This window comes from Janibacter sp. FSL W8-0316, assembly GCF_038004165.1.
Lineage (GTDB): Bacteria > Actinomycetota > Actinomycetes > Actinomycetales > Dermatophilaceae > Janibacter > Janibacter indicus.
Genome location: NZ_JBBOQX010000001.1, coordinates 780,285 through 798,672, shown reverse-complemented (window position 1 = coordinate 798,672; position 18,388 = coordinate 780,285). Strand labels below are relative to the sequence as shown.

Genomic DNA, 18,388 nt, shown 5'->3' with positions numbered 1-18,388 from the left:
GATGCACGACATGGCGATCGGGGGACGGCGACGACGCGGGATCGTCGGGCTCGCCGCGCTCCTCGTCGTGGCGGTCGTCGTCGCGGCGCTCCTGTGGCGGCCCCGGGGTGACGGCGACGAGCTGGTGACCGGGCCGTCGGGAGAGGCCTTCTACGAGACCACCGCCGAGCAGCTGGCCGCCGGCCGGCACGGCACGATCATCTGGTCACGCCGCGTGGTCGACGGGCCGACGATCGGCGGGACGACCCACCTGATCATGTACCGCTCCACCAGCGCGAAGGGAGAGCCCGTTGCCGTGTCAGGTGTGGTCTCCGTCCCTGAGGGCGAACCGCCGGTGGGTGGGTGGCCGGTCATCAGCTGGGGCCACGGGACGACCGGCACCGCAGACCGGTGCGCGCCGTCCCGGTCCCTCGTGGACGAGCAGACCGGCGTCTACGCGGCCTGGATGGACCAGGCGACGGCCGATCTGGTCGACGACGGCTTCGCCGTCGTGCGCACCGACTACGAGGGGCTGGGCACGCCCGGGCCGCACCCCTACCTCATGGGCCAGTCCGCCGGGGCGGCGATGAGCGACATCGTGCTCGCCGCGCACGAGCTCACCCCCGACCTGTCCTCCCGATGGGTCGCGATGGGGCACTCACAGGGGGCGCAGGCGGCGATCTTCACCGCGCGCTTCACCGATGCCTACACGCCGGGTCTCGACCTCGCCGGCATCGTCGCCATCGCCCCGCCGAGCCAGCTCGGTGTCGTCGTGGAGATGACCGACGGTGGGGCGCCGGCAGGGACCTCGGCCGACGAGGCAGCGGCGGTCGAGGGGCAGGACGCGAGCTTCCTCGGCCCGCTCGTCGTCGCGGCGGCGCGCACCGCGGACGTCCCGGTCGAGCAGGTCGTGAGCCCCCAGGGGCGGCGGTTGCTGCCCCAGCTGGAGCAGCGGTGCATCGCCGAGCTCTTCCGTGACGACTCCTTCGGCGGGATGCAGCTCACCGACTTCGTCCGCGAGGACGCCGACCTCTCCCGGATCCGGCGGACGGTCGGGACCAACGACGCGGCAGAGGTGCTACCGCAGGTGCCGGTCCTGCTCGTCCACGGCGACCGGGACACGACCGTCCCGGTGCTCCTGAGCGACCGGCTTGCGGAGCAGTACGAGGAGCAGGACGCGGACCTGGAGTACGAGCGGGTCACCGGGGCCGACCACATCTCGGTCCTCACCGAGGGGGAGCCGCGGGTGCGCGCGTGGGTGGATCGGGTCTTCGCCGGTTAGGATGCTGGGCGGCCCGCGCGCCCTCGGCGCAGCAGTGGCAGGCACATCTGACGACGACGCGAAGGCGAGCACACCCGTGGCAACGACGAATGACCTCAAGAACGGCATGGTCCTCAACCTCGAGGGGCAGCTCTGGAGTGTCGTGGAGTTCCAGCACGTCAAGCCCGGCAAGGGCCCGGCCTTCGTCCGGACCAAGCTCAAGAACGTCACGAGCGGCAAGACCGTCGACAAGACCTTCAACGCCGGCACCAAGGTCGAGACGTCCAACGTCGACAAGCGCACGATGCAGTACCTCTACAACGACGGCACCGACTTCGTCTTCATGGACCCCGACACCTACGACCAGATCCCGGTCGCGCCGGAGGTCGTCGGTGACGCGGCGAAGTACATGCTCGAGAACCAGGAAGCGGTCGTCGCCCGCCACGACGGCAACGTCCTCTTCGTCGAGCTGCCGGCGTCGGTCGTCCTCGAGATCACCTACACCGAGCCGGGCCTGCAGGGCGACCGCTCCACCGGTGGCACCAAGCCTGCGACCCTCGAGACGGGTGCCGAGATCTCCGTGCCGCTCTTCCTCGAGCAGGGCACCAAGGTCAAGGTCGACACCCGCGACGGGTCCTACCTCGGTCGCGTGAACTGAGTGGGAGCCCGGACCAAGGCGCGTCGCCGCGCGATCGACCTGCTCTTCGAGGCGGAGTCCCGAGGGCTCAACGCCGGTGAGCTCGCCCGCGAGCGTGCCGAGTCGCCCGTGACCCCCGCGCCGCTCAACGACTACACGATCAGCGCGGTCCAGGGAGTCGTCGCCCACTGGGGCGACATCGACGACGCACTGACGACCTACAGCCAAGGGTGGAGCCTGGACCGCATGCCCGACGTCGACCGCGCGATCCTGCGGCTGGGCGCGTGGGAGATCCTCTTCAACGACGAGGTCCCCGACGGCGTCGCCGTGAGCGAGGCGGTCGCCCTGGCCACCGAGCTGAGCACGGACGAGTCGCCGAAGTTCGTCAACGGCCTCCTGGCGCGCCTCGTCGAGGTCAAGCCCACCCTCGTCTGAGGAGAGACATTGAGCACAGCGCACGACCCGGCGCGGGAGCCGGCGACCACCGTCGACCGAGGCACCGTCATCGGTGAGGGCTTCACGTGGCTGGCGCGCTGGTCGTGGCGCCTGCTGCTCGTGTCCGCCGGCGCCGCCATCCTGTGGTGGATCCTCGGCAAGCTGTGGGTCGGGGTCTTCCCCGTCGTGCTCGCCCTGATCGTCGCGACCGTCCTGTGGCCGCCGACGCGGTGGCTGCGGTCCAAGGGGCTGCCCGACGCGCTCGCCGCGGTGCTCGTGATCCTCGGCGCCCTCGTCATCTTCTTCGGCGTGCTGGGGGCCATCACCCCGTCGCTCATCAGCCAGTCGGGCGACCTGGCCGACTCGGCCGCCAAGGGTCTGTCGGAGCTGCAGCAGCGGGCGGCCAAGCCGCCCTTCAACCTTGACAACCAGACGATCAACGACGCGGTCCACACCGCCCGCACCTGGCTGCAGGACCGGGGCGGCCAAATCGCCACGGGCGCTCTCGCCGGCGCCTCGGCGGTCGGCTCGGGTGTCGTCACGCTGGTGCTCGTGCTGGTGCTCGTCTTCTTCTTCCTCAAGGACGGGCCGGCGTTCCTCCCCTTCGTCCGTCGCGTCAGCGGACCGCGGGCCGGCGCCCACCTCACCGAGGTCGCCACCCGCTCGTGGGCCACCCTCGGTGGCTTCATCCGCACCCAGGCGGTCGTCTCGGCCGTCGACGCCGTGCTCATCGGCATCGGTCTCGTCGTGCTCGGGGTGCCGCTCGCCTTCGCCCTGGCCGTGCTGACCTTCTTCGGTGGCTTCATCCCGATCGTCGGTGCCTTCGCGGTCGGCTTCCTGTCGGTCCTCGTGGCCCTCGTCGCCGAGGGGCCGATGACGGCCCTGCTGGTGCTGGCGCTGATCATCGCGGTGCAGCAGATCGAGGGCAATGTCCTCCAGCCCTTCCTCCAGGGCCGCTCGATGCACCTGCACGCCGGGATCATCCTGCTCGCCGTCACCATCGGGGGCACGGTCTTCGGCATCGTCGGGGCCTTCCTCGCGGTCCCCGTGGCCGCCGTGGGCGCCGTCGTCCTGCGCTACCTCAGCGAGCAGGTGGCCCTGCGGGCCGGTGAGATCACCGCCGATGAGGCGGAGCCCGAGACCGAGGAGGGCTCCGAGGTCGCCGAGGTCGAGCAGGACGCCGCGGTCACCGAGTGAGCGTCCTCCCGCGTCCGGCCGTCAGCGTCATCCCGCTGCGGGACGGGGCGCGGGGCCCGGAGGTCTTCGTCCAGCACCGTCAGCAGACGATGGACTTCGCCGCCGGTGCCGTGGTCTTCCCCGGCGGACGGTGCGACCCCGACGACGTGGCGAAGGGGGCCGACCTCGCCCTGTCGTCCGCGACCGTGGCCGACCACGTCCACAGGTGGCGACTCGTGCCCGTCGACGGGGACCGCGCCGTCGACGCCCGCACCCTCGTCGCCACCGGGCTGCGGGAGCTGGTCGAGGAGACCGGCCTCGTCGCCGAGCCCGAGGCGCTGCTGCCGTGGGACCGCTGGGTGACGCCGGAGGGCCCGCCGAAGCGCTTCGACGTCTCCTTCTACGTCCTGCCGGTCCCGCACGCGTCGGCGCGTCAGCCGGCGCACCTCACGAGCGAGGCGGTCGACTCGCGCTGGGAGGCCGTCGCCGACCTGCTCGCCGCCGGCCGCGACGGGAGCGTGCGCCTGATGACCCCGACCCGCGTCATCCTCCAGGAGCTGCTCGACCTGGGCACCGTCGCGGCCGTGACACGACTGCGGCCGGTCATCACGGGTGTCCGTGACGACCGGCCGGGGTGGCGCCCGCGGGCCACCGACGTGGCGCCGCAGGGCTGAGCGGGCTCTAGAAGGCGGGCAGGACCTCGCCCTTGGGCCACGTCTCCTCGATGTACTTCTTCACCTCGGGGGAGTGGAGCAGCTCGTCGAGCTTCTGCAGGCCCTCGTTGTCCTCGTTGGCGGCCTGGACGGCGAGGAAGTTGGCGTAGGGATTGTCCTTGCCCTCCTCGACGACCAGGGCGTCGTCGACCGACAGGTCGGCCTCGATCGCGTAGTTGCCGTTGATGACGGCCGCGTCCAGGTCCTGCAGGGAGCGCGCCAGCTGCGCCGCGTCGGTCTCCTTGAACTCCAGGTCCTTGGGGTTGTCCTCGACGTCGAGGATCGTCGCGTTGGTCGCGTCGACGCCGTCCTTGAGGGTGATGACGTCGTGGTCGGCGAGCAGCTGCAGCGCCCGGCCCTGGTTGGACGGGTCGTTGTTGATCCCGATCGTCCCGCCCTTGGGCAGGTCCTTGATGTCGTCGATCGAGTCGGCGTAGAGCGCGAAGGGCTCGATGTGGATGCCGTCGTAGTGGGCGAAGTCGTAGCCGCGGTCCTCGACCTGCTCCTCGTAGTAGGGCAGGTGCTGGAAGTAGTTGGCGTCGAGCGTGCCCTCGGAGAGCTGGACGTTGGGCTGCACGTAGTCGTCGAAGGTCTTGATCTCGAGGTCGAGGCCGGCGTCGGCGGCGAGCTCCTTGTCGACGTACTCGAGGATCTTGGCGTGCGGCGTGGGGGAGGCGCCGACGGTGATCTTCGTGACGCCGTCACCGTCGGCAGCGGGACCCTCGGCGTCGTCCTGCATCAGACCGCACCCGGTGAGGGCCAGGGCGGAGATGGACAGGACCGCGGCGGCGCGGGTGGCGGTGCGGGCGGGGGACATGGGGGTTCCTCTCTGTGGTGGCCGGTCGGCCGGGGTGGGACGAAGGGGGTGGGACGCGGGATGATGCCGGGGCTCGGTCAGCGGCGGTCGAGTCGACGGGCGACGAGGTCGCCGATGACCTGCACGGCGGTGACGATGACGACGAGCAGCGCGACGCACACGACCATGACGTCGGTCTCGAAGCGGTTGTAGCCGTAGCTCATGGCCACGGCGCCGAGGCCACCTCCACCGACCGCGCCGGCCATCGCCGTGTAGCCGATGAGGGCGATGAGGGTCGTCGTCAGGCCGGCAACGAGACCCGATCTGGCCTCGGGCAGCAGCACCTTGCGGGTGATCTCGCGCCGAGTGGCGCCCATCATCGTCACGGCCTCGACCTTGCCGCTCGGCACCTCGCGCAGGGAGGTCTCGACGAGTCGGGCGTAGAAGGGGATGGCGCCGACGGTGAGCGGCACGACCGCGGCCTGCCAACCGATCGAGGTGCCCACGATCAGCCGGGTGACCGGGATGATCGCGATCATCAGGATGAGGAAGGGCAGGGAGCGGCCGAGGTTGACCAGTGCGCCGACGAGACGGTGGGTCACCGGGCTGGGCGAGGTGCCGTCGGGCGAGGTGGTGAAGAGCAGCACCCCGAGGGGGATGCCGAGCAGAGCCGTGATGACCCCGGCGACGGCGGTCATGCCCAGGGTCTCGAGCACCGCGGTCGGGACGATCTCCCGGATGACCGGGTTGTCGAACCACTGGTCAGCGGGAATCGCGGTCAGGGCGCTCATGCGGCCACCTCCGGCGACAGGTGGGCGGCCTCGAGGAGCCGGACGGCCTCGGCAGCGTGCCCCGGGTCGACCTCGAGCTGGATCCGACCGACGCGTCGGCCGGCGATCGTCTCGAGGGTGGCGGCGGCGACCTCGGCCGGCACCCCGCCCTCGCGCAGGAGGCTGAGCACGGCGTCAACGCTCGTCGTGCCGGAGCGGGGGTCGCCGAGCGAGACCTCGACGTAGCTGCCCGCGTGCTCGAGGGGGAGCGGGGGCAGCGGGATGAGATCGCGGTGCAGCTGGGTGGCGGCGTCGGTGACGACCTCGCGGATCGGGCCGGTCTCGACGACGCGCCCGTCGGCCAGGAGGGTCACGGTGTCGCAGACCTCGCGGACGACCGAGGGCTCGTGGGTGATGATGACGACGGTGATCCCGAGGCGCTCGCGCAGGTCGCGCAGCAGGCCGAGGATCTGGCGCGTGGTGCCGGCGTCGAGCGCCGAGGTCGGCTCGTCGCACAGCAGGATGTCGGGGCGCGTGGCCAGGGCACGGGCAATTCCGACGCGCTGCTGCTGACCGCCGGAGAGCTGCCCGGGGTGGTTGTCGGCGCGGTCGGTGAGGCCGACGAGGTCGAGCAGCTCGGCGACCCGGGCACGGCGGTCCTGCGCCGACCAACCGGCGATCTCCAGGGGGAGCGCGATGTTGTCGGCGGCCGAGCGTGAGTCGAGCAGGTTGGCGTGCTGGAAGACCATGCCGAAGCGGCGCCGGGCGGCCCGCAGGTCGGCGCCGCGGAGGGCAGGGATGTCGGTGCCGTCGAGGTCGACGGTGCCGGCCGTCGGCTCCTCGAGCCCGGTGAGGCAGCGGATGAAGGTCGACTTGCCGGCGCCGGAGCGGCCGACGATGCCGTGGATGGAACCGCGGGGGATCGACAGGGTGATGTCGTCCAGGGCGACGACGGGGCCACGGGCGGAGGCGTACTCCTTGCGCAGGCCGCGCACGTCGAGCAGAGCAGGGGTGTCGGTCACCGGAAGATAATAGAAAGTTATGGAACGCATAAGCAAAACGCCTGCGTCAACCTGCATTGCCCTACGGCAATGCAGGTTGGGGGCCACTCGACTCTGCATTGCCGTAGGGCAATGCAGAGTTGGTGAGACGGGTTCGGTCGCGGGGGCGGGCGCGGGTAGAGTCGACGCCGATCGACATCCTTTAACCACTGTCCCGTGAGGCAGAGAAGGAGGTCTTGAGACACCTATGTGTCCGGAGACGCCCCCCGAGGTCACCCCTCAGCCACCCGCCCGTGAGGTCATGAGCAGCTCCGACGTCGCGCGCGGCCTGCGCCGCATCGCGCACGAGATCGTCGAGCGCAACAAGGGGGCCCAGGACGTCGTCCTGCTCGGCATCCCCAGTCGCGGCGTCGAGCTCGCCCAGCGCCTCGGCGCGCTGATCACCGAGATCGAGGGCGCCAACGTGCCCGTCGGCTCCCTCGACGTGACGATGTACCGCGACGACCTGCGCGGTCGTCCGACGCGCTCGCCGCAGCAGACCCAGTTCCCCGCCTCGGGGGTCGACGACCGCGTCGTCGTCCTCGTCGACGACGTGCTCTACTCCGGCCGGACCGTGCGCGCCGCCCTCGACGCCCTCGCCGACTACGGCCGGCCCCGCGCCGTGCGCCTGGCGGTGCTCGTCGACCGGGGTCACCGCGAGCTGCCGATCCGCGCCGACCACGTCGGCAAGAACCTCCCGACCTCCCAGGCCGAGCGGGTCACCGTGCGCCTCACCGGCCACGACGGCGTCGATGACGCCGTGTCGATCTCGGGAGGCGAGGCCCGATGACGCGCCACCTGCTCTCCGTCGCCGACCTCGACGACGACGCCCTGCGGGCGGTCCTGGACACCGCGGCCAAGATGCACGAGGTCCAGCATCGCCAGGTCAAGAAGCTGCCCACCCTGCGTGGTCGCACCGTCATCAACCTCTTCTTCGAGGACTCCACCCGCACCCGCTCCTCCTTCGAGATCGCGGGCAAGTGGATGAGTGCCGACACGATCAACATCACCGGCAAGGGCTCCAGCACGTCGAAGGGGGAGTCCCTCCGCGACACCGTGCGCACCATCGCGGCCATGGGTGTCGACGCCATCGTCATGCGCCACCAGGCCTCCGGGGCAGCGCACCAGGTCGCCCGCTGGTTCGACGAGACGGGCACGCCGACGAGCGTGGTCAACGCCGGCGACGGCACCCACGAGCACCCGACGCAGGCGCTGCTCGACGCCTACACCATCCAGCGCCGACTCGGCTCCCTCGAGGGCAAGCGGGTCGCGATCGTCGGTGACGTCACCCACAGCCGGGTCTTCCGCTCCAACGTCCTGGCGCTGCCGCGCCTGGGCGCCGAGGTGACCGTCGTCGCACCCCCGACCCTCATGCCGAGCGGGGCTGCCGCGTGGGCGCAGGCCGAGGGCTTTGCGCTGAGCGACGACCTCGACGAGGTCATCGCGTCCGGCGTCGACGCCCTGATGATGCTGCGGGTCCAGCGCGAGCGGATGTCGGGTGGGTTCTTCCCCACGGCCCGCGAGTACACCGTCGGCTACGGCCTGACCCGCGACCGGCTCGCCGCACTGACCGCAGCCAATCCCGAGGCGGTCATCTGCCACCCCGGCCCGATGAACCGTGGCCTCGAGATCGCCGCCGACGCGGCCGACGCCGCGAGCAGCCTGGTCCTCGATCAGGTGAGCGCCGGTGTCGCCGTGCGGATGAGCGTCCTCTACCACCTGCTGGCGTCGGGACCCACCGACGCCCCGACCACGACGGGAGACGCGGCATGAGTCGCCCCGCCACCGAGCCGAGCGATCTGCTGATCACCGGCGCCTCCCTGCTCGGCCGCACGAGCGCCGACGTCCTCGTCCGCGAGGGCACCATCGCGGCCGTCGGCCCGGACGCCGCCACCGATGCGGCCGCCGGGACCCCGCGCGTCGACGGCGACGGCCTGGTGCTGCTGCCCGGGTTCGTCGACCTGCACACCCACCTGCGCGAGCCGGGGCGCGAGGACGCCGAGACCGTGCGCACCGGGTCCGCGGCCGCCGCCGCTGGCGGCTTCACCGCCGTGCTCGCCATGGCCAACACCAGCCCCGTGACCGACACCGCTGAGGCCGCCGAGCGGGTGGTTGACCTCGGCGTCGCGGCCGGCCACTGCGACGTGCAGCCGATCGGCGCGGTGACCAAGGGGCTCGAGGGCGCCGAGCTCGCCGAGCTCGGGCTGATGCACCGCTCGCGCGCCCGGGTGCGCGTCTTCTCCGACGACGGCCGGTGCGTGCACGACGCGCGCGTCATGCGTCGGGCGCTGGAGTACGTGCGCGCCTTCGACGGCGTGATCTCGCAGCACAGCCAGGACCCGACCCTCGCCGGGCCCGCGGCCTGCTGCCACGAGGGCGAGCTGAGCGGCCGACTGGGTCTCACCGGCTGGCCGGCGGTCGCCGAGTCGAGCATCATCGCCCGCGACGCCGAGCTCGCGCTGCACACCGGGTCGCGGGTGCACGTCGCGCACGTCTCGACCGCCGAGGGCGTCGAGGCGGTGCGCTGGGCCAAGCGCCGGGGCGCCCGGATCACCGCCGAGGTCACGCCCCACCACCTCGTCCTGACGACCGACCTGCTCACCGGCTACGACCCGGTCTACAAGGTCAACCCGCCGCTGCGCCCGGCCGAGGACGTCGAGGCCCTGCGCGAGGCGCTCGCCGACGGCACCATCGACGCCGTCGCGACCGACCACGCCCCGCACGCCCGCCACGACAAGGAGCACGCCTTCCCCGACGCGGCCTTCGGCATGCTCGGTCTGGAGACCGCCTTCGCCGTCGTCCACGACGTCATGGTGGACTCGGGTCGGATCGACCTGGCGACCCTCGCCGAGCGCATGTCGCACGCCCCGGCACGCATCGCCGGCCTCACCGACCACGGCCGCGCGATCGAGGCGGGCGCCCCCGCCCACCTCGTCCTCGTCGACCCGACCGACCGGATCACCGTCGACCCGGCCACGTCGCACTCCCTGTCCCGCAACACCCCCTTCGCCGGGCACACCCTCACCGGGCGTGTCCGCACGACGATCCTGCGCGGCCGCGTCACGGCCGCCGACGGAGAGGTCCGCAATTGAGCACGCACAGCAGCACCGGCGCCCCCGCACCGGCCGTCCTCGTCCTCGAGGACGGACGCACCTTCGCCGGCACCGCCTACGGTGCCGTCGGTGAGACGGTCGGCGAGGCCGTCTTCAACACCGGCATGACCGGCTACCAGGAGACTCTCACCGACCCGAGCTACCGCGGTCAGGTCGTCGTCATGACCGCGCCGCACGTCGGCAACACCGGCTGGAACGACGAGGACGACGAGTCCTCGCGGATCCACGTCGCCGGCTATGTCGTGCGCGACCCAGCGCTGCGGCCGAGCAACTGGCGCTCGCAGCGCACCCTCGAGGACGAGCTGCGCGCCCAGGGCGTCGTCGGCATCGCCGGGGTCGACACTCGGGCCCTCACCCGGCACCTGCGTGAGCGGGGCGCGATGCGCGTGGGCATCTTCTCCGGCGACGCCGTCACCGACGAGACCGCGATGCTCCAGCGGGTGCAGGCCGCCCCCGAGATGGCCGGCTCCGCGCTGGCCGCCCAGGTGAGCACGAGCGAGCCCTACGTCGTCGCGGCGAAGGGGGACAAGCGCTTCACCGTCGCGGCCCTCGACCTGGGCATCAAGACGATGACCCCGACCCGCCTCGCCGAGCGCGGGATCGAGGTCCACGTCCTGCCGGCGACCGCGACGATCGACGACGTGCGCGCCGTCTCGCCCGATGGTCTCTTCTTCAGCAACGGCCCGGGCGACCCAGCGACAGCGGGCGACCAGGTCGCGCTGCTCCAGGAGGCGCTGCGCGACGGGCTGCCCTACTTCGGCATCTGCTTCGGCAACCAGCTCTTCGGCCGGGCGTTGGGCTTCGGCACCTACAAGCTCAAGTACGGCCACCGCGGCATCAACCAGCCGGTCTTCGACCGCACGACCGACAAGGTCGAGGTGACCGCGCACAACCACGGCTTCGCCGTCGACGCCCCGCTCGACGAGGCGACGCAGACCCCCTTCGGCACGGCCACCGTGAGCCACGTGTGCCTCAACGACGACGTCGTCGAGGGACTGGAGCTGCACGCCGACGACGGCCGGCTGCTCGGCTTCTCCGTCCAGTACCACCCCGAGGCCGCGGCCGGCCCGCACGACGCCGCCTACCTCTTCGACCGATTCACCGACCTGCTGGCGAGCGCCGGCACCAAGGAGGCGCAGGCCTGATGCCCAAGCGCGACGACATCTCCAGCGTCCTCGTCATCGGCTCCGGGCCGATCGTCATCGGGCAGGCCTGCGAGTTCGACTACTCCGGCACCCAGGCGTGCCGCGTCCTGCGCGAGGAGGGCATCCGGGTCATCCTCGTCAACTCCAACCCGGCGACGATCATGACCGACCCGGAGTTCGCCGACGCGACCTACATCGAGCCGATCACCCCCGAGGTCGTCGAGAAGATCATCGAGCGCGAGCGTCCCGACGCCGTCCTCGCGACACTCGGTGGTCAGACGGCCCTCAACACCGCGATCTCGCTCCACGAGGCCGGGGTGCTCGAGCGCTACGGCTGCCCGCTCATCGGGGCCAGCGTCGAGGCGATCGAGCTCGGCGAGGACCGCGAGCGCTTCAAGGGCGTCGTCGAGCGCTGCGGCGCCGAGTCGGCCCGCTCGGTCATCTGCCACACGATGGACGAGTGCCTTGCCGCCGCCGACGAGCTGAGCTACCCGGTCGTCGTGCGGCCCTCCTTCACCATGGGCGGCCTGGGCTCCGGCTTCGCCTACGACGAGGCCGACCTGCGCCGCATCGCCGGCGCGGGCCTGCAGTACAGCCCGACGACCGAGGTGCTCCTCGAGGAGTCGATCCTCGGCTGGAAGGAGTACGAGCTCGAGGTCATGCGCGACACGGCGGACAACGTCGTGGTCGTCTGCTCGATCGAGAACTTCGACCCGGTCGGCGTGCACACCGGTGACTCGATCACCGTCGCGCCCGCGCTGACGCTCACCGACCGCGAGTACCAGCGCATGCGCGACGTCGGCATCGCGGTCATCCGCGAGGTCGGGGTCGAGACCGGTGGCTGCAACATCCAGTTCGCGATCAACCCCGACGACGGCCGGATGATCGTCATCGAGATGAACCCCCGCGTCTCGCGCTCGTCCGCGCTGGCGTCCAAGGCCACCGGCTTCCCAATCGCCAAGATCGCCGCCAAGATGGCCATCGGCTACACCCTCGACGAGGTCCCCAACGACATCACCGAGGAGACCCCGGCGGCCTTCGAGCCGACCCTCGACTACGTCGTCGTCAAGGTGCCGCGCTTCGCCTTCGAGAAGTTCCCCGCCGCCGACCCGACCCTCACGACGACGATGAAGTCCGTCGGCGAGGCGATGGCCATCGGCCGCAACTTCACCGAGGCGCTGCAGAAGGCCCTGCGCTCTGCCGAGCGCAGCGGCGCGGCCTTCCACTGGGACGGCGACCAGCCGACCCTGGAGCAGGGACGCGAGCTCCTCGAGGCGGCGAAGACCCCGACCGACGGGCGGATCGTCCAGGTCCAGCAGGCGATGCGCGCCGGACTGTCGGTCGAGGAGGTCTTCGAGGCCACGAAGATCGACCCCTGGTACCTCGACCAGATGGAGCTGATCAACGACGTGGCCCAGCAGGTCCACGACGCCGACGAGCTCAACCCCGAGGTGCTGCGCCTGGCCAAGCGGCACGGCTTCTCCGACGCGCAGATCGCCCGGCTGCGCCGGATGGACGAGGCCGTCGTGCGCGGCGTGCGGCACGCCCTCGGGGTGCGCCCGGTCTTCAAGACCGTCGACACCTGCGCCGCGGAGTTCGCTGCCCGCACGCCCTACCACTACAGCTCCTACGACGAGGAGACCGAGGTCGAGCCGCGCGAGCGCCCGGCCGTCATCATCCTCGGCTCCGGTCCCAACCGGATCGGTCAGGGCGTCGAGTTCGACTACTCCTGCGTCCACGCGAGCTTCGCCCTGCGCGACGCCGGCTACGACACGGTCATGGTCAACTGCAACCCCGAGACGGTCTCGACCGACTACGACACGAGCAGCCGCCTGTACTTCGAGCCGCTGACCCTCGAGGACGCGCTCGAGGTCATCCACGCCGAGACCCAGGCCGGTCCGGTCGCCGGTGTCATCGTCCAGCTCGGTGGTCAGACGCCGCTCGGCCTGGCCGACCGGCTCAAGGCCGAGGGTGTGCCGATCGTCGGCACCTCGCCCGAGGCGATCGACCTTGCCGAGGACCGCGGCCACTTCGGGCGGGTGCTCCACGAGGCCGGTCTCAACGCGCCCAAGCACGGCACCGCCTTCAGCGCCGAGGAGGCCGTCGAGATCGCCCGCGAGATCGGGTACCCGGTCCTCGTGCGTCCCTCCTACGTCCTCGGTGGGCGCGGCATGGAGATCGTCTACGACGACCAGACCCTCTCCGAGTACGTCACCCGGGCGGCCATCGCCAGCCCCGAGCACCCGATCCTCGTCGACCGCTTCCTCGACGACGCGATCGAGATCGACGTCGACGCGCTCTACGACGGCACCGAGATGTACCTCGGCGGGATCATGGAGCACATCGAGGAGGCCGGCATCCACTCCGGTGACTCCAGCTGCACCCTCCCGCCGGCGACGCTCGGCACCTCCGAGCTGCAGCGGGTGCGCGAGGCCACGCTCGCCCTCGCCGAGGGCATCGGGGTGCGCGGCCTGATGAACGTCCAGTTCGCCCTGGCGCAGGACGTGCTCTACGTCCTCGAGGCCAACCCGCGGGCGTCGAGGACCGTCCCCTTCGTCGCCAAGGCCACCGGTGTCCCGCTGGCCAAGGCCGCGGCCCGCGTCATGCTCGGCGCCACCATCGCCGAGCTCAAGGACGAGGGCATGCTGCCGCGCGACGCGGACGGCGGCTCGATGCCGGCGCACGCGCCGATGTCGGTCAAGGAGGCCGTCCTGCCCTTCAAGCGCTTCCGTACCAAGGAAGGCGACGTCGTCGACTCCCTCCTCGGGCCCGAGATGCGCTCCACCGGCGAGGTCATGGGCATCGACGCCGACTTCGGCGCCGCCTTCGCCAAGAGCCAGCTCGGGTCGCTCGCCTCGGGTCTGCCGACGAGCGGCAACGTCTTCGTCTCCGTCGCCAACCGGGACAAGCGGGCGATGATCTTCCCGATCAAGCGCCTGGCCGACCTCGGCTTCACGATCCTCGCGACCGAGGGCACCGCCGACGTGCTGCGTCGCAATGCCGTCGAGTGCGAGGTCGTCGTCAAGCACTCCGAGCGCGGCGAAGGGGAGGCCAGCGTCGTCGACCGGATCCTCGCCGGCGAGGTCGACATCGTCTTCAACACCCCGTCGGGGCAGCACGCCCGGGCCGACGGCTATGCGATCCGCGCGGCGACGACGGCGATGGACAAGCCGATCGTCACGACCGTGCAGCAGCTGACCGCCGCGGTCCAGGCCATCGAGGCCCGCATGCACGGCGAGCTGCGGGTCAAGCCGCTGCAGGAGCACGCCCGCGACCTCGACCTCTACGGGGTCGGGCGGTGACCGCCCGCACCGTCGCGGCCCGCGAGGGTGCGGGCGTGGTCCAGATCGACGCCGAGGTCCTGGGCAATGTCGCCGTCGGGGCCTACCGGCACCTGACGCTCGTCACGCCCGGCCTCGCCGAGCTGGCGCGACCGGGTCAGTTCGTCGCCCTGGCCGTCGGTGACGGCACGAGCTCGATGCTGCTGCGGCGCTCCTTCTCGATCCACCGGGTGCGCCCGGCCGGCACCTACGGGGGCACGACCGAGATCGTCGTCGCCGCCCACGGGCCGGGCACGCAGGTGCTCACCGCCCTCGAGCCGGGGGAGAGCGTGAGCGTCGTCGGCCCGCTGGGCCGGGGCTTCCCGCTGCCCTCCCAGCCGGTGCCGTGCATCCTCGTCGGCGGTGGCTACGGGTCGGCGCCGCTCTTCTGGCTCGCCGAGCAGCTGCGCGAGCGTGGCTGCCCGGTCGAGATCGTCCTCGGCGCCGCGTCCGCCGACCGGCTCTTCGGGGTCGTCGAGGCCCGGCGGGTCGCCGACGGCGTCACCGTGACGACCGACGACGGGTCGGCCGGCACCCAGGGCTGGGTCTCCGACGTGCTGCCCGACCTCATCGCGCGCACCGGCGCCGGGGTGCTCTACGGCTGCGGCCCCATGGGCATGCTCCGCTCGATGAGCGGGATCGCCGCCGAGCACGGCATCGTCGCCCAGGTGGCGGTCGAGGAGGCCATGGCCTGCGGTGTCGGCATCTGCATGACCTGCGTCATGCCGGTGAGCGACGCCCAGGGCACGACCAAGATGGTCCGCAGCTGCCTCGAGGGCCCGGTCTTCCGCGGTGACCGCGTGCGCTGGGATGCCTTCGAGGACGGCCTGTGCCGTGTTCCTGCCGACGCCGTCGGCGCTCCCAAGGAGGTCCGATGACCACCGGAGCGACACCCCCTTCGACCGTGGACATGTCCGTCGACCTCGCCGGGGTCCGCCTGCCCAACCCGATGATGACGGCCAGCGGGTGCGCGGCCAACGGCCGGGAGATGCACCGCTTCATCGACGTCGCCCAGCTGGGTGCCTTCGTCACCAAGTCGGTCAAGGCCCAGCCGGTCTCCGGGCGCGGCACGCCCCGCATGGCCGAGACGCCCTCCGGGATGCTCAACTCGATCGGTCTGCAGGGTCCGGGGGTGCAGGCCTTCGTCGACGAGGACCTCGCCTGGCTGCACTCGATCGGTGCCCGCGTCGTCGTCTCGATCGCCGGCAACACCGCCTCGGAGTTCGCGGGCGTCGCCCGCGCCGTCGTGCGCAGCCGCTACGCGAGCGCGGTGGCCGCCATCGAGGTCAACATCTCGTGCCCCAACGTCGCCAACCGCGGCCTCGTCTTCGCCTGCGACCCGGCGAGCTCCCACAAGGTCATGACCCTCGTGCGCGAGGAGGTCCCGCGTGGCCTGCCGATGCTCGCGAAGCTCAGCCCCGACGTCACCGACATCGTCGAGATCGCCGACACGGTCCTCAAGGCCGGCGCCCACGGCCTGACGATGATCAACACCACCCTCGGGGTGGCCATCGACGTCGACCGGTTGCGGCCGCACCTCATCGCCGCGACCGGAGGGCTCTCCGGCCCGGCGATCCGCCCGATGGCCGTGCGCGCGGTGTGGCAGGTCGCCGGTGCGATGCGCGCCGGGCGGATCAAGACCGCGCCCATCGTCGGCGTCGGGGGAGTGCGCAGCGGGCGCGACGCCCTCGAGCTCGTCGCCGCCGGCGCGAGCGCGATCCAGGTGGGCACCGCCGCCTTCAACGACCCCACGGCACCCGAGCGGGTCGGCCGTGAGCTCGAGCAGCTCGTGGCCGAGCGGGGATTCGACCGACTGGCCGACGTCGTCGGCATCGCCCACGAGAGGTTCATGCCATGAGCAGCACCCGTCGAGGCTCCTCCGTCGCACCCCAAGGAACATTTGGGGAGCGACTGCAGGCCGCGATGGCCGAGCACGGGCCGCTCTGCGCCGGGATCGACCCGCATCGCGGGCTCGTCGAGTCGTGGGGCCTGACCTACGACCTCGCCGGGGTGGAGCGCTTCACGATGACCTGCGTCGAGGCCTTCGGCGGGTCGGTGGCCGCGGTCAAGCCCCAGTCGGCCTTCTTCGAGGTCTTCGGGGCGAAGGGGGTGGCCCTCCTCGAGCGGGCCCTCACCGAGCTGCGTGCCGCCGGCACCCTCACCGTCCTCGACGTCAAGCGCGGCGACATCGGCACGACCGTCGACGCCTACGGCGAGGCCTTCCTCAGCAAGGACGCCCCGGCAGCGGCCGATGCGATCACCCTGAGCCCCTATCTCGGCTACGGGTCCCTGCGCCCGGCCATCGACCTGGCGCACGCGACCGGCCGCGGTGTCTTCGTCCTCGCGCTCACCTCCAACCCCGAGGGCGCGAGCGTCCAGCACGCCCGCCTCGCCGACGGGCGCTCCGTCGCCGGTGCGGTCGCCGACGACGCAGCCGCGGACAACGCCGAGGCCCGCGGGCGCGGAGAGCTCGGCAGCGTCGGACTCGTCGTCGGTGCCACCGTCGGCTCGGCGGTGCGCGACCTCGGTGTCGACCTGCCGGGCATGGCCGGACCGATCCTCGCCCCGGGACTGGGCGCCCAGGGGGCGACCGCCGCCGACGTGCGCTCGGTCTTCTCCGGGGCACTGCCGCAGGTGCTCGCCAGCAGCAGCCGCGACGTGCTCCGTGCGGGGCCGGACGTGACCTCCCTTCGTGCTCGTGCCCGGGAGGTCGCGACCGAGGTGGCCGCCATCACCGCCGCGTGAGAAGGTGACCGGACCCGTCCCCGGTCGACCTGGAGGAGCCGTGCCCGTCCCGACCCTCAGCGCGCAGCAGCGCGCCCGGGCCCTGGAGCAGGCCGCGCAGGCCCGCCGGGAGCGTTCGCTCCTGCGGGATCGGCTCAAGCACGGCCGCACGACTCTCGCCGAGGCGCTCCGAACCGCCGACACCGACCAGGTGATCGCCCGGATGCGGGTGGTCACGGTGCTCGAGTCCCTGCCCGGCATCGGGCCCGCCCGGGCCCGCCGGGTCATGGCCGAGCTCGACATCGCCGACTCCCGACGGCTGCGCGGGCTGGGCCCGCACCAGCGTGCCGCACTCATCGAGAGGTTCACATGAGCAGCCCCCGCCTGACCGTCCTCGCCGGACCGACAGCCGTCGGCAAGGGGACGGTGGCCGCCTGGGTCCGCGAGCACCACCCCGAGGTGTGGCTCTCGGTGTCGGCGACGACCCGTCCGCCGCGGCCGGGTGAGATCGACGGCGTCCACTACTGCTTCATGTCCGGCGACGAGTTCGCCGAGTTGGTCACCCGCGGCGCGATGCTCGAGTGGGCCGTCGTGCACGGGCGCGCCTCCTACGGCACCCCGCGTGGGCCCGTCGAGGACGCGCTCGCGGCCGGGAGGCTGCCGCTGCTCGAGATCGACCTGCAGGGCGCTCGCCAGGTCCGGGCCTCCATGCCGGACGCCCGATTCGTCTTCCTCGCGCCCCCGTCGTGGGAGGAGCTCGTCGGCCGGCTCGAGGGCCGCGGCACCGAGACGGCGGACGAGCGTGCCGTCCGACTGGAGACCGCCAAGGTCGAGCTGGCGGCCCAGGGCGAGTTCGATCACGTGATCGTCAACGACGACATTCGTCGTGCGGCGGAGGAACTCGTATCATTGATGGGATCCCACTGACCCCGACGACAAGGACCACCTCGACGTGTCCGGCACCCAGGCCAACCCCATCGGCATCACCAACCCGCCGATCGACGACCTCCTGACCAAGGCTGACTCCAAGTACGCCCTCGTCATCTACGGCGCCAAGCGCGCCCGTCAGATCAACGCCTACTACTCCCAGCTCCAGGAGGGGCTGCTCGAGTACATCGGCCCCCTCGTCGACGCACAGGTCCACGACAAGCCCCTGTCGATCGCGCTGCGCGAGATCAACGAGGGCCTGCTCACCAAGGAGGCCACCCCCGAGGAGGGCACCGCGCCCGCCGCACCGGTCGCCGAGGCGCCGGTCGACGAGGCCTGAGCGGACCCCCTT

At 71.8% G+C, this 18,388-nt stretch carries 19 protein-coding genes; 16 read left to right on the top strand and 3 right to left on the bottom strand.

Annotated elements, in window-relative coordinates:
* Positions 1-10 precede the first annotated feature (10 nt).
* The 5 genes from NYE39_RS03875 to NYE39_RS03855 all read left to right on the top strand — a co-directional run bounded on the left by NYE39_RS03875 (position 11) and on the right by NYE39_RS03855 (position 4,162).
* Positions 11-1,261 carry an alpha/beta fold hydrolase gene (locus NYE39_RS03875; protein WP_341011890.1) on the top strand — a complete coding sequence of 417 codons (1,251 nt, stop codon included), beginning with the start codon at positions 11-13 and terminating at the stop codon, positions 1,259-1,261.
* Positions 1,262-1,337: 76 nt separating this feature from the next.
* Positions 1,338-1,898 (top strand): elongation factor P, encoded by a 561-nt coding sequence (gene efp, locus NYE39_RS03870; RefSeq protein ID WP_072624767.1) that lies wholly within the window; start codon positions 1,338-1,340, stop codon positions 1,896-1,898.
* Positions 1,899-2,312, top strand: coding sequence for a transcription antitermination factor NusB (nusB, locus tag NYE39_RS03865; protein WP_341011889.1), 414 nt, complete (start codon positions 1,899-1,901; stop codon positions 2,310-2,312).
* 9 nt (positions 2,313-2,321) lie between these two features.
* Positions 2,322-3,509: an AI-2E family transporter gene (locus NYE39_RS03860; RefSeq protein ID WP_341011888.1), complete on the top strand. Its 1,188-nt coding sequence runs from the start codon at positions 2,322-2,324 to the stop codon at positions 3,507-3,509.
* Positions 3,506-4,162 carry an NUDIX hydrolase gene (locus tag NYE39_RS03855; RefSeq protein ID WP_072624764.1) on the top strand — a complete coding sequence of 219 codons (657 nt, stop codon included), beginning with the start codon at positions 3,506-3,508 and terminating at the stop codon, positions 4,160-4,162. Before NYE39_RS03860 ends, NYE39_RS03855 begins: the two co-directional genes overlap by 4 nt.
* A gap of 7 nt (positions 4,163-4,169) precedes the next feature.
* Here NYE39_RS03855 and NYE39_RS03850 read toward each other — a convergent pair whose 3' ends face one another.
* The 3 genes from NYE39_RS03850 to NYE39_RS03840 all read right to left on the bottom strand — a co-directional run bounded on the left by NYE39_RS03850 (position 4,170) and on the right by NYE39_RS03840 (position 6,771).
* Complete coding sequence (locus NYE39_RS03850) at positions 4,170-5,018, bottom strand: MetQ/NlpA family ABC transporter substrate-binding protein (protein WP_072624763.1); 849 nt, start codon at positions 5,016-5,018, stop codon at positions 4,170-4,172.
* A 77-nt stretch (positions 5,019-5,095) separates the two neighbouring features.
* Positions 5,096-5,788, bottom strand: coding sequence for a methionine ABC transporter permease (locus tag NYE39_RS03845; protein ID WP_072624762.1), 693 nt, complete (start codon positions 5,786-5,788; stop codon positions 5,096-5,098).
* A complete protein-coding gene (locus tag NYE39_RS03840) occupies positions 5,785-6,771 on the bottom strand; it encodes a methionine ABC transporter ATP-binding protein (RefSeq protein ID WP_341013356.1) in 987 nt (328 codons plus the stop codon). Before NYE39_RS03840 ends, NYE39_RS03845 begins: the two co-directional genes overlap by 4 nt.
* Positions 6,772-7,015: 244 nt before the next feature.
* Between NYE39_RS03840 and pyrR the strand changes: the two genes are divergently transcribed.
* The 11 genes from pyrR to rpoZ are packed head-to-tail and all read left to right on the top strand — an operon-like array spanning position 7,016 to position 18,376.
* Entirely contained in the window at positions 7,016-7,597 is a 582-nt protein-coding gene (pyrR, locus tag NYE39_RS03835; RefSeq protein WP_192910356.1) for a bifunctional pyr operon transcriptional regulator/uracil phosphoribosyltransferase PyrR, read from the top strand.
* Entirely contained in the window at positions 7,594-8,580 is a 987-nt protein-coding gene (locus tag NYE39_RS03830; protein WP_192910355.1) for an aspartate carbamoyltransferase catalytic subunit, read from the top strand. The genes pyrR and NYE39_RS03830 overlap by 4 nt, the downstream gene beginning before the upstream one ends.
* On the top strand, positions 8,577-9,899 hold the full coding sequence (locus NYE39_RS03825) for a dihydroorotase (RefSeq protein ID WP_192910354.1): 1,323 nt from the start codon (positions 8,577-8,579) through the stop codon (positions 9,897-9,899). The genes NYE39_RS03830 and NYE39_RS03825 overlap by 4 nt, the downstream gene beginning before the upstream one ends.
* A complete protein-coding gene (gene carA, locus NYE39_RS03820; RefSeq protein ID WP_192910353.1) occupies positions 9,896-11,065 on the top strand; it encodes a glutamine-hydrolyzing carbamoyl-phosphate synthase small subunit in 1,170 nt (389 codons plus the stop codon). Before NYE39_RS03825 ends, carA begins: the two co-directional genes overlap by 4 nt.
* On the top strand, positions 11,065-14,367 hold the full coding sequence (carB, locus tag NYE39_RS03815) for a carbamoyl-phosphate synthase large subunit (protein WP_341011887.1): 3,303 nt from the start codon (positions 11,065-11,067) through the stop codon (positions 14,365-14,367). Before carA ends, carB begins: the two co-directional genes overlap by 1 nt.
* Positions 14,364-15,263 carry a dihydroorotate dehydrogenase electron transfer subunit gene (locus tag NYE39_RS03810; RefSeq protein ID WP_341011886.1) on the top strand — a complete coding sequence of 300 codons (900 nt, stop codon included), beginning with the start codon at positions 14,364-14,366 and terminating at the stop codon, positions 15,261-15,263. The genes carB and NYE39_RS03810 overlap by 4 nt, the downstream gene beginning before the upstream one ends.
* Positions 15,260-16,243 (top strand): dihydroorotate dehydrogenase, encoded by a 984-nt coding sequence (locus NYE39_RS03805; RefSeq protein ID WP_072624756.1) that lies wholly within the window; start codon positions 15,260-15,262, stop codon positions 16,241-16,243. Before NYE39_RS03810 ends, NYE39_RS03805 begins: the two co-directional genes overlap by 4 nt.
* Positions 16,240-17,130: an orotidine-5'-phosphate decarboxylase gene (gene pyrF, locus NYE39_RS03800; RefSeq protein ID WP_072624755.1), complete on the top strand. Its 891-nt coding sequence runs from the start codon at positions 16,240-16,242 to the stop codon at positions 17,128-17,130. The genes NYE39_RS03805 and pyrF overlap by 4 nt, the downstream gene beginning before the upstream one ends.
* Before the next feature lie 40 nt (positions 17,131-17,170).
* The gene (mihF, locus tag NYE39_RS03795; protein WP_072624754.1) at positions 17,171-17,482 is read left to right on the top strand and encodes an integration host factor, actinobacterial type; all 312 of its coding nucleotides are present in this window, start codon (positions 17,171-17,173) and stop codon (positions 17,480-17,482) included.
* Positions 17,479-18,036: a guanylate kinase gene (gene gmk / locus NYE39_RS03790; protein WP_341011884.1), complete on the top strand. Its 558-nt coding sequence runs from the start codon at positions 17,479-17,481 to the stop codon at positions 18,034-18,036. The genes mihF and gmk overlap by 4 nt, the downstream gene beginning before the upstream one ends.
* Before the next feature lie 25 nt (positions 18,037-18,061).
* Entirely contained in the window at positions 18,062-18,376 is a 315-nt protein-coding gene (rpoZ, locus tag NYE39_RS03785) for a DNA-directed RNA polymerase subunit omega (RefSeq protein WP_084451754.1), read from the top strand.
* Positions 18,377-18,388: the final 12 nt, after the last annotated feature.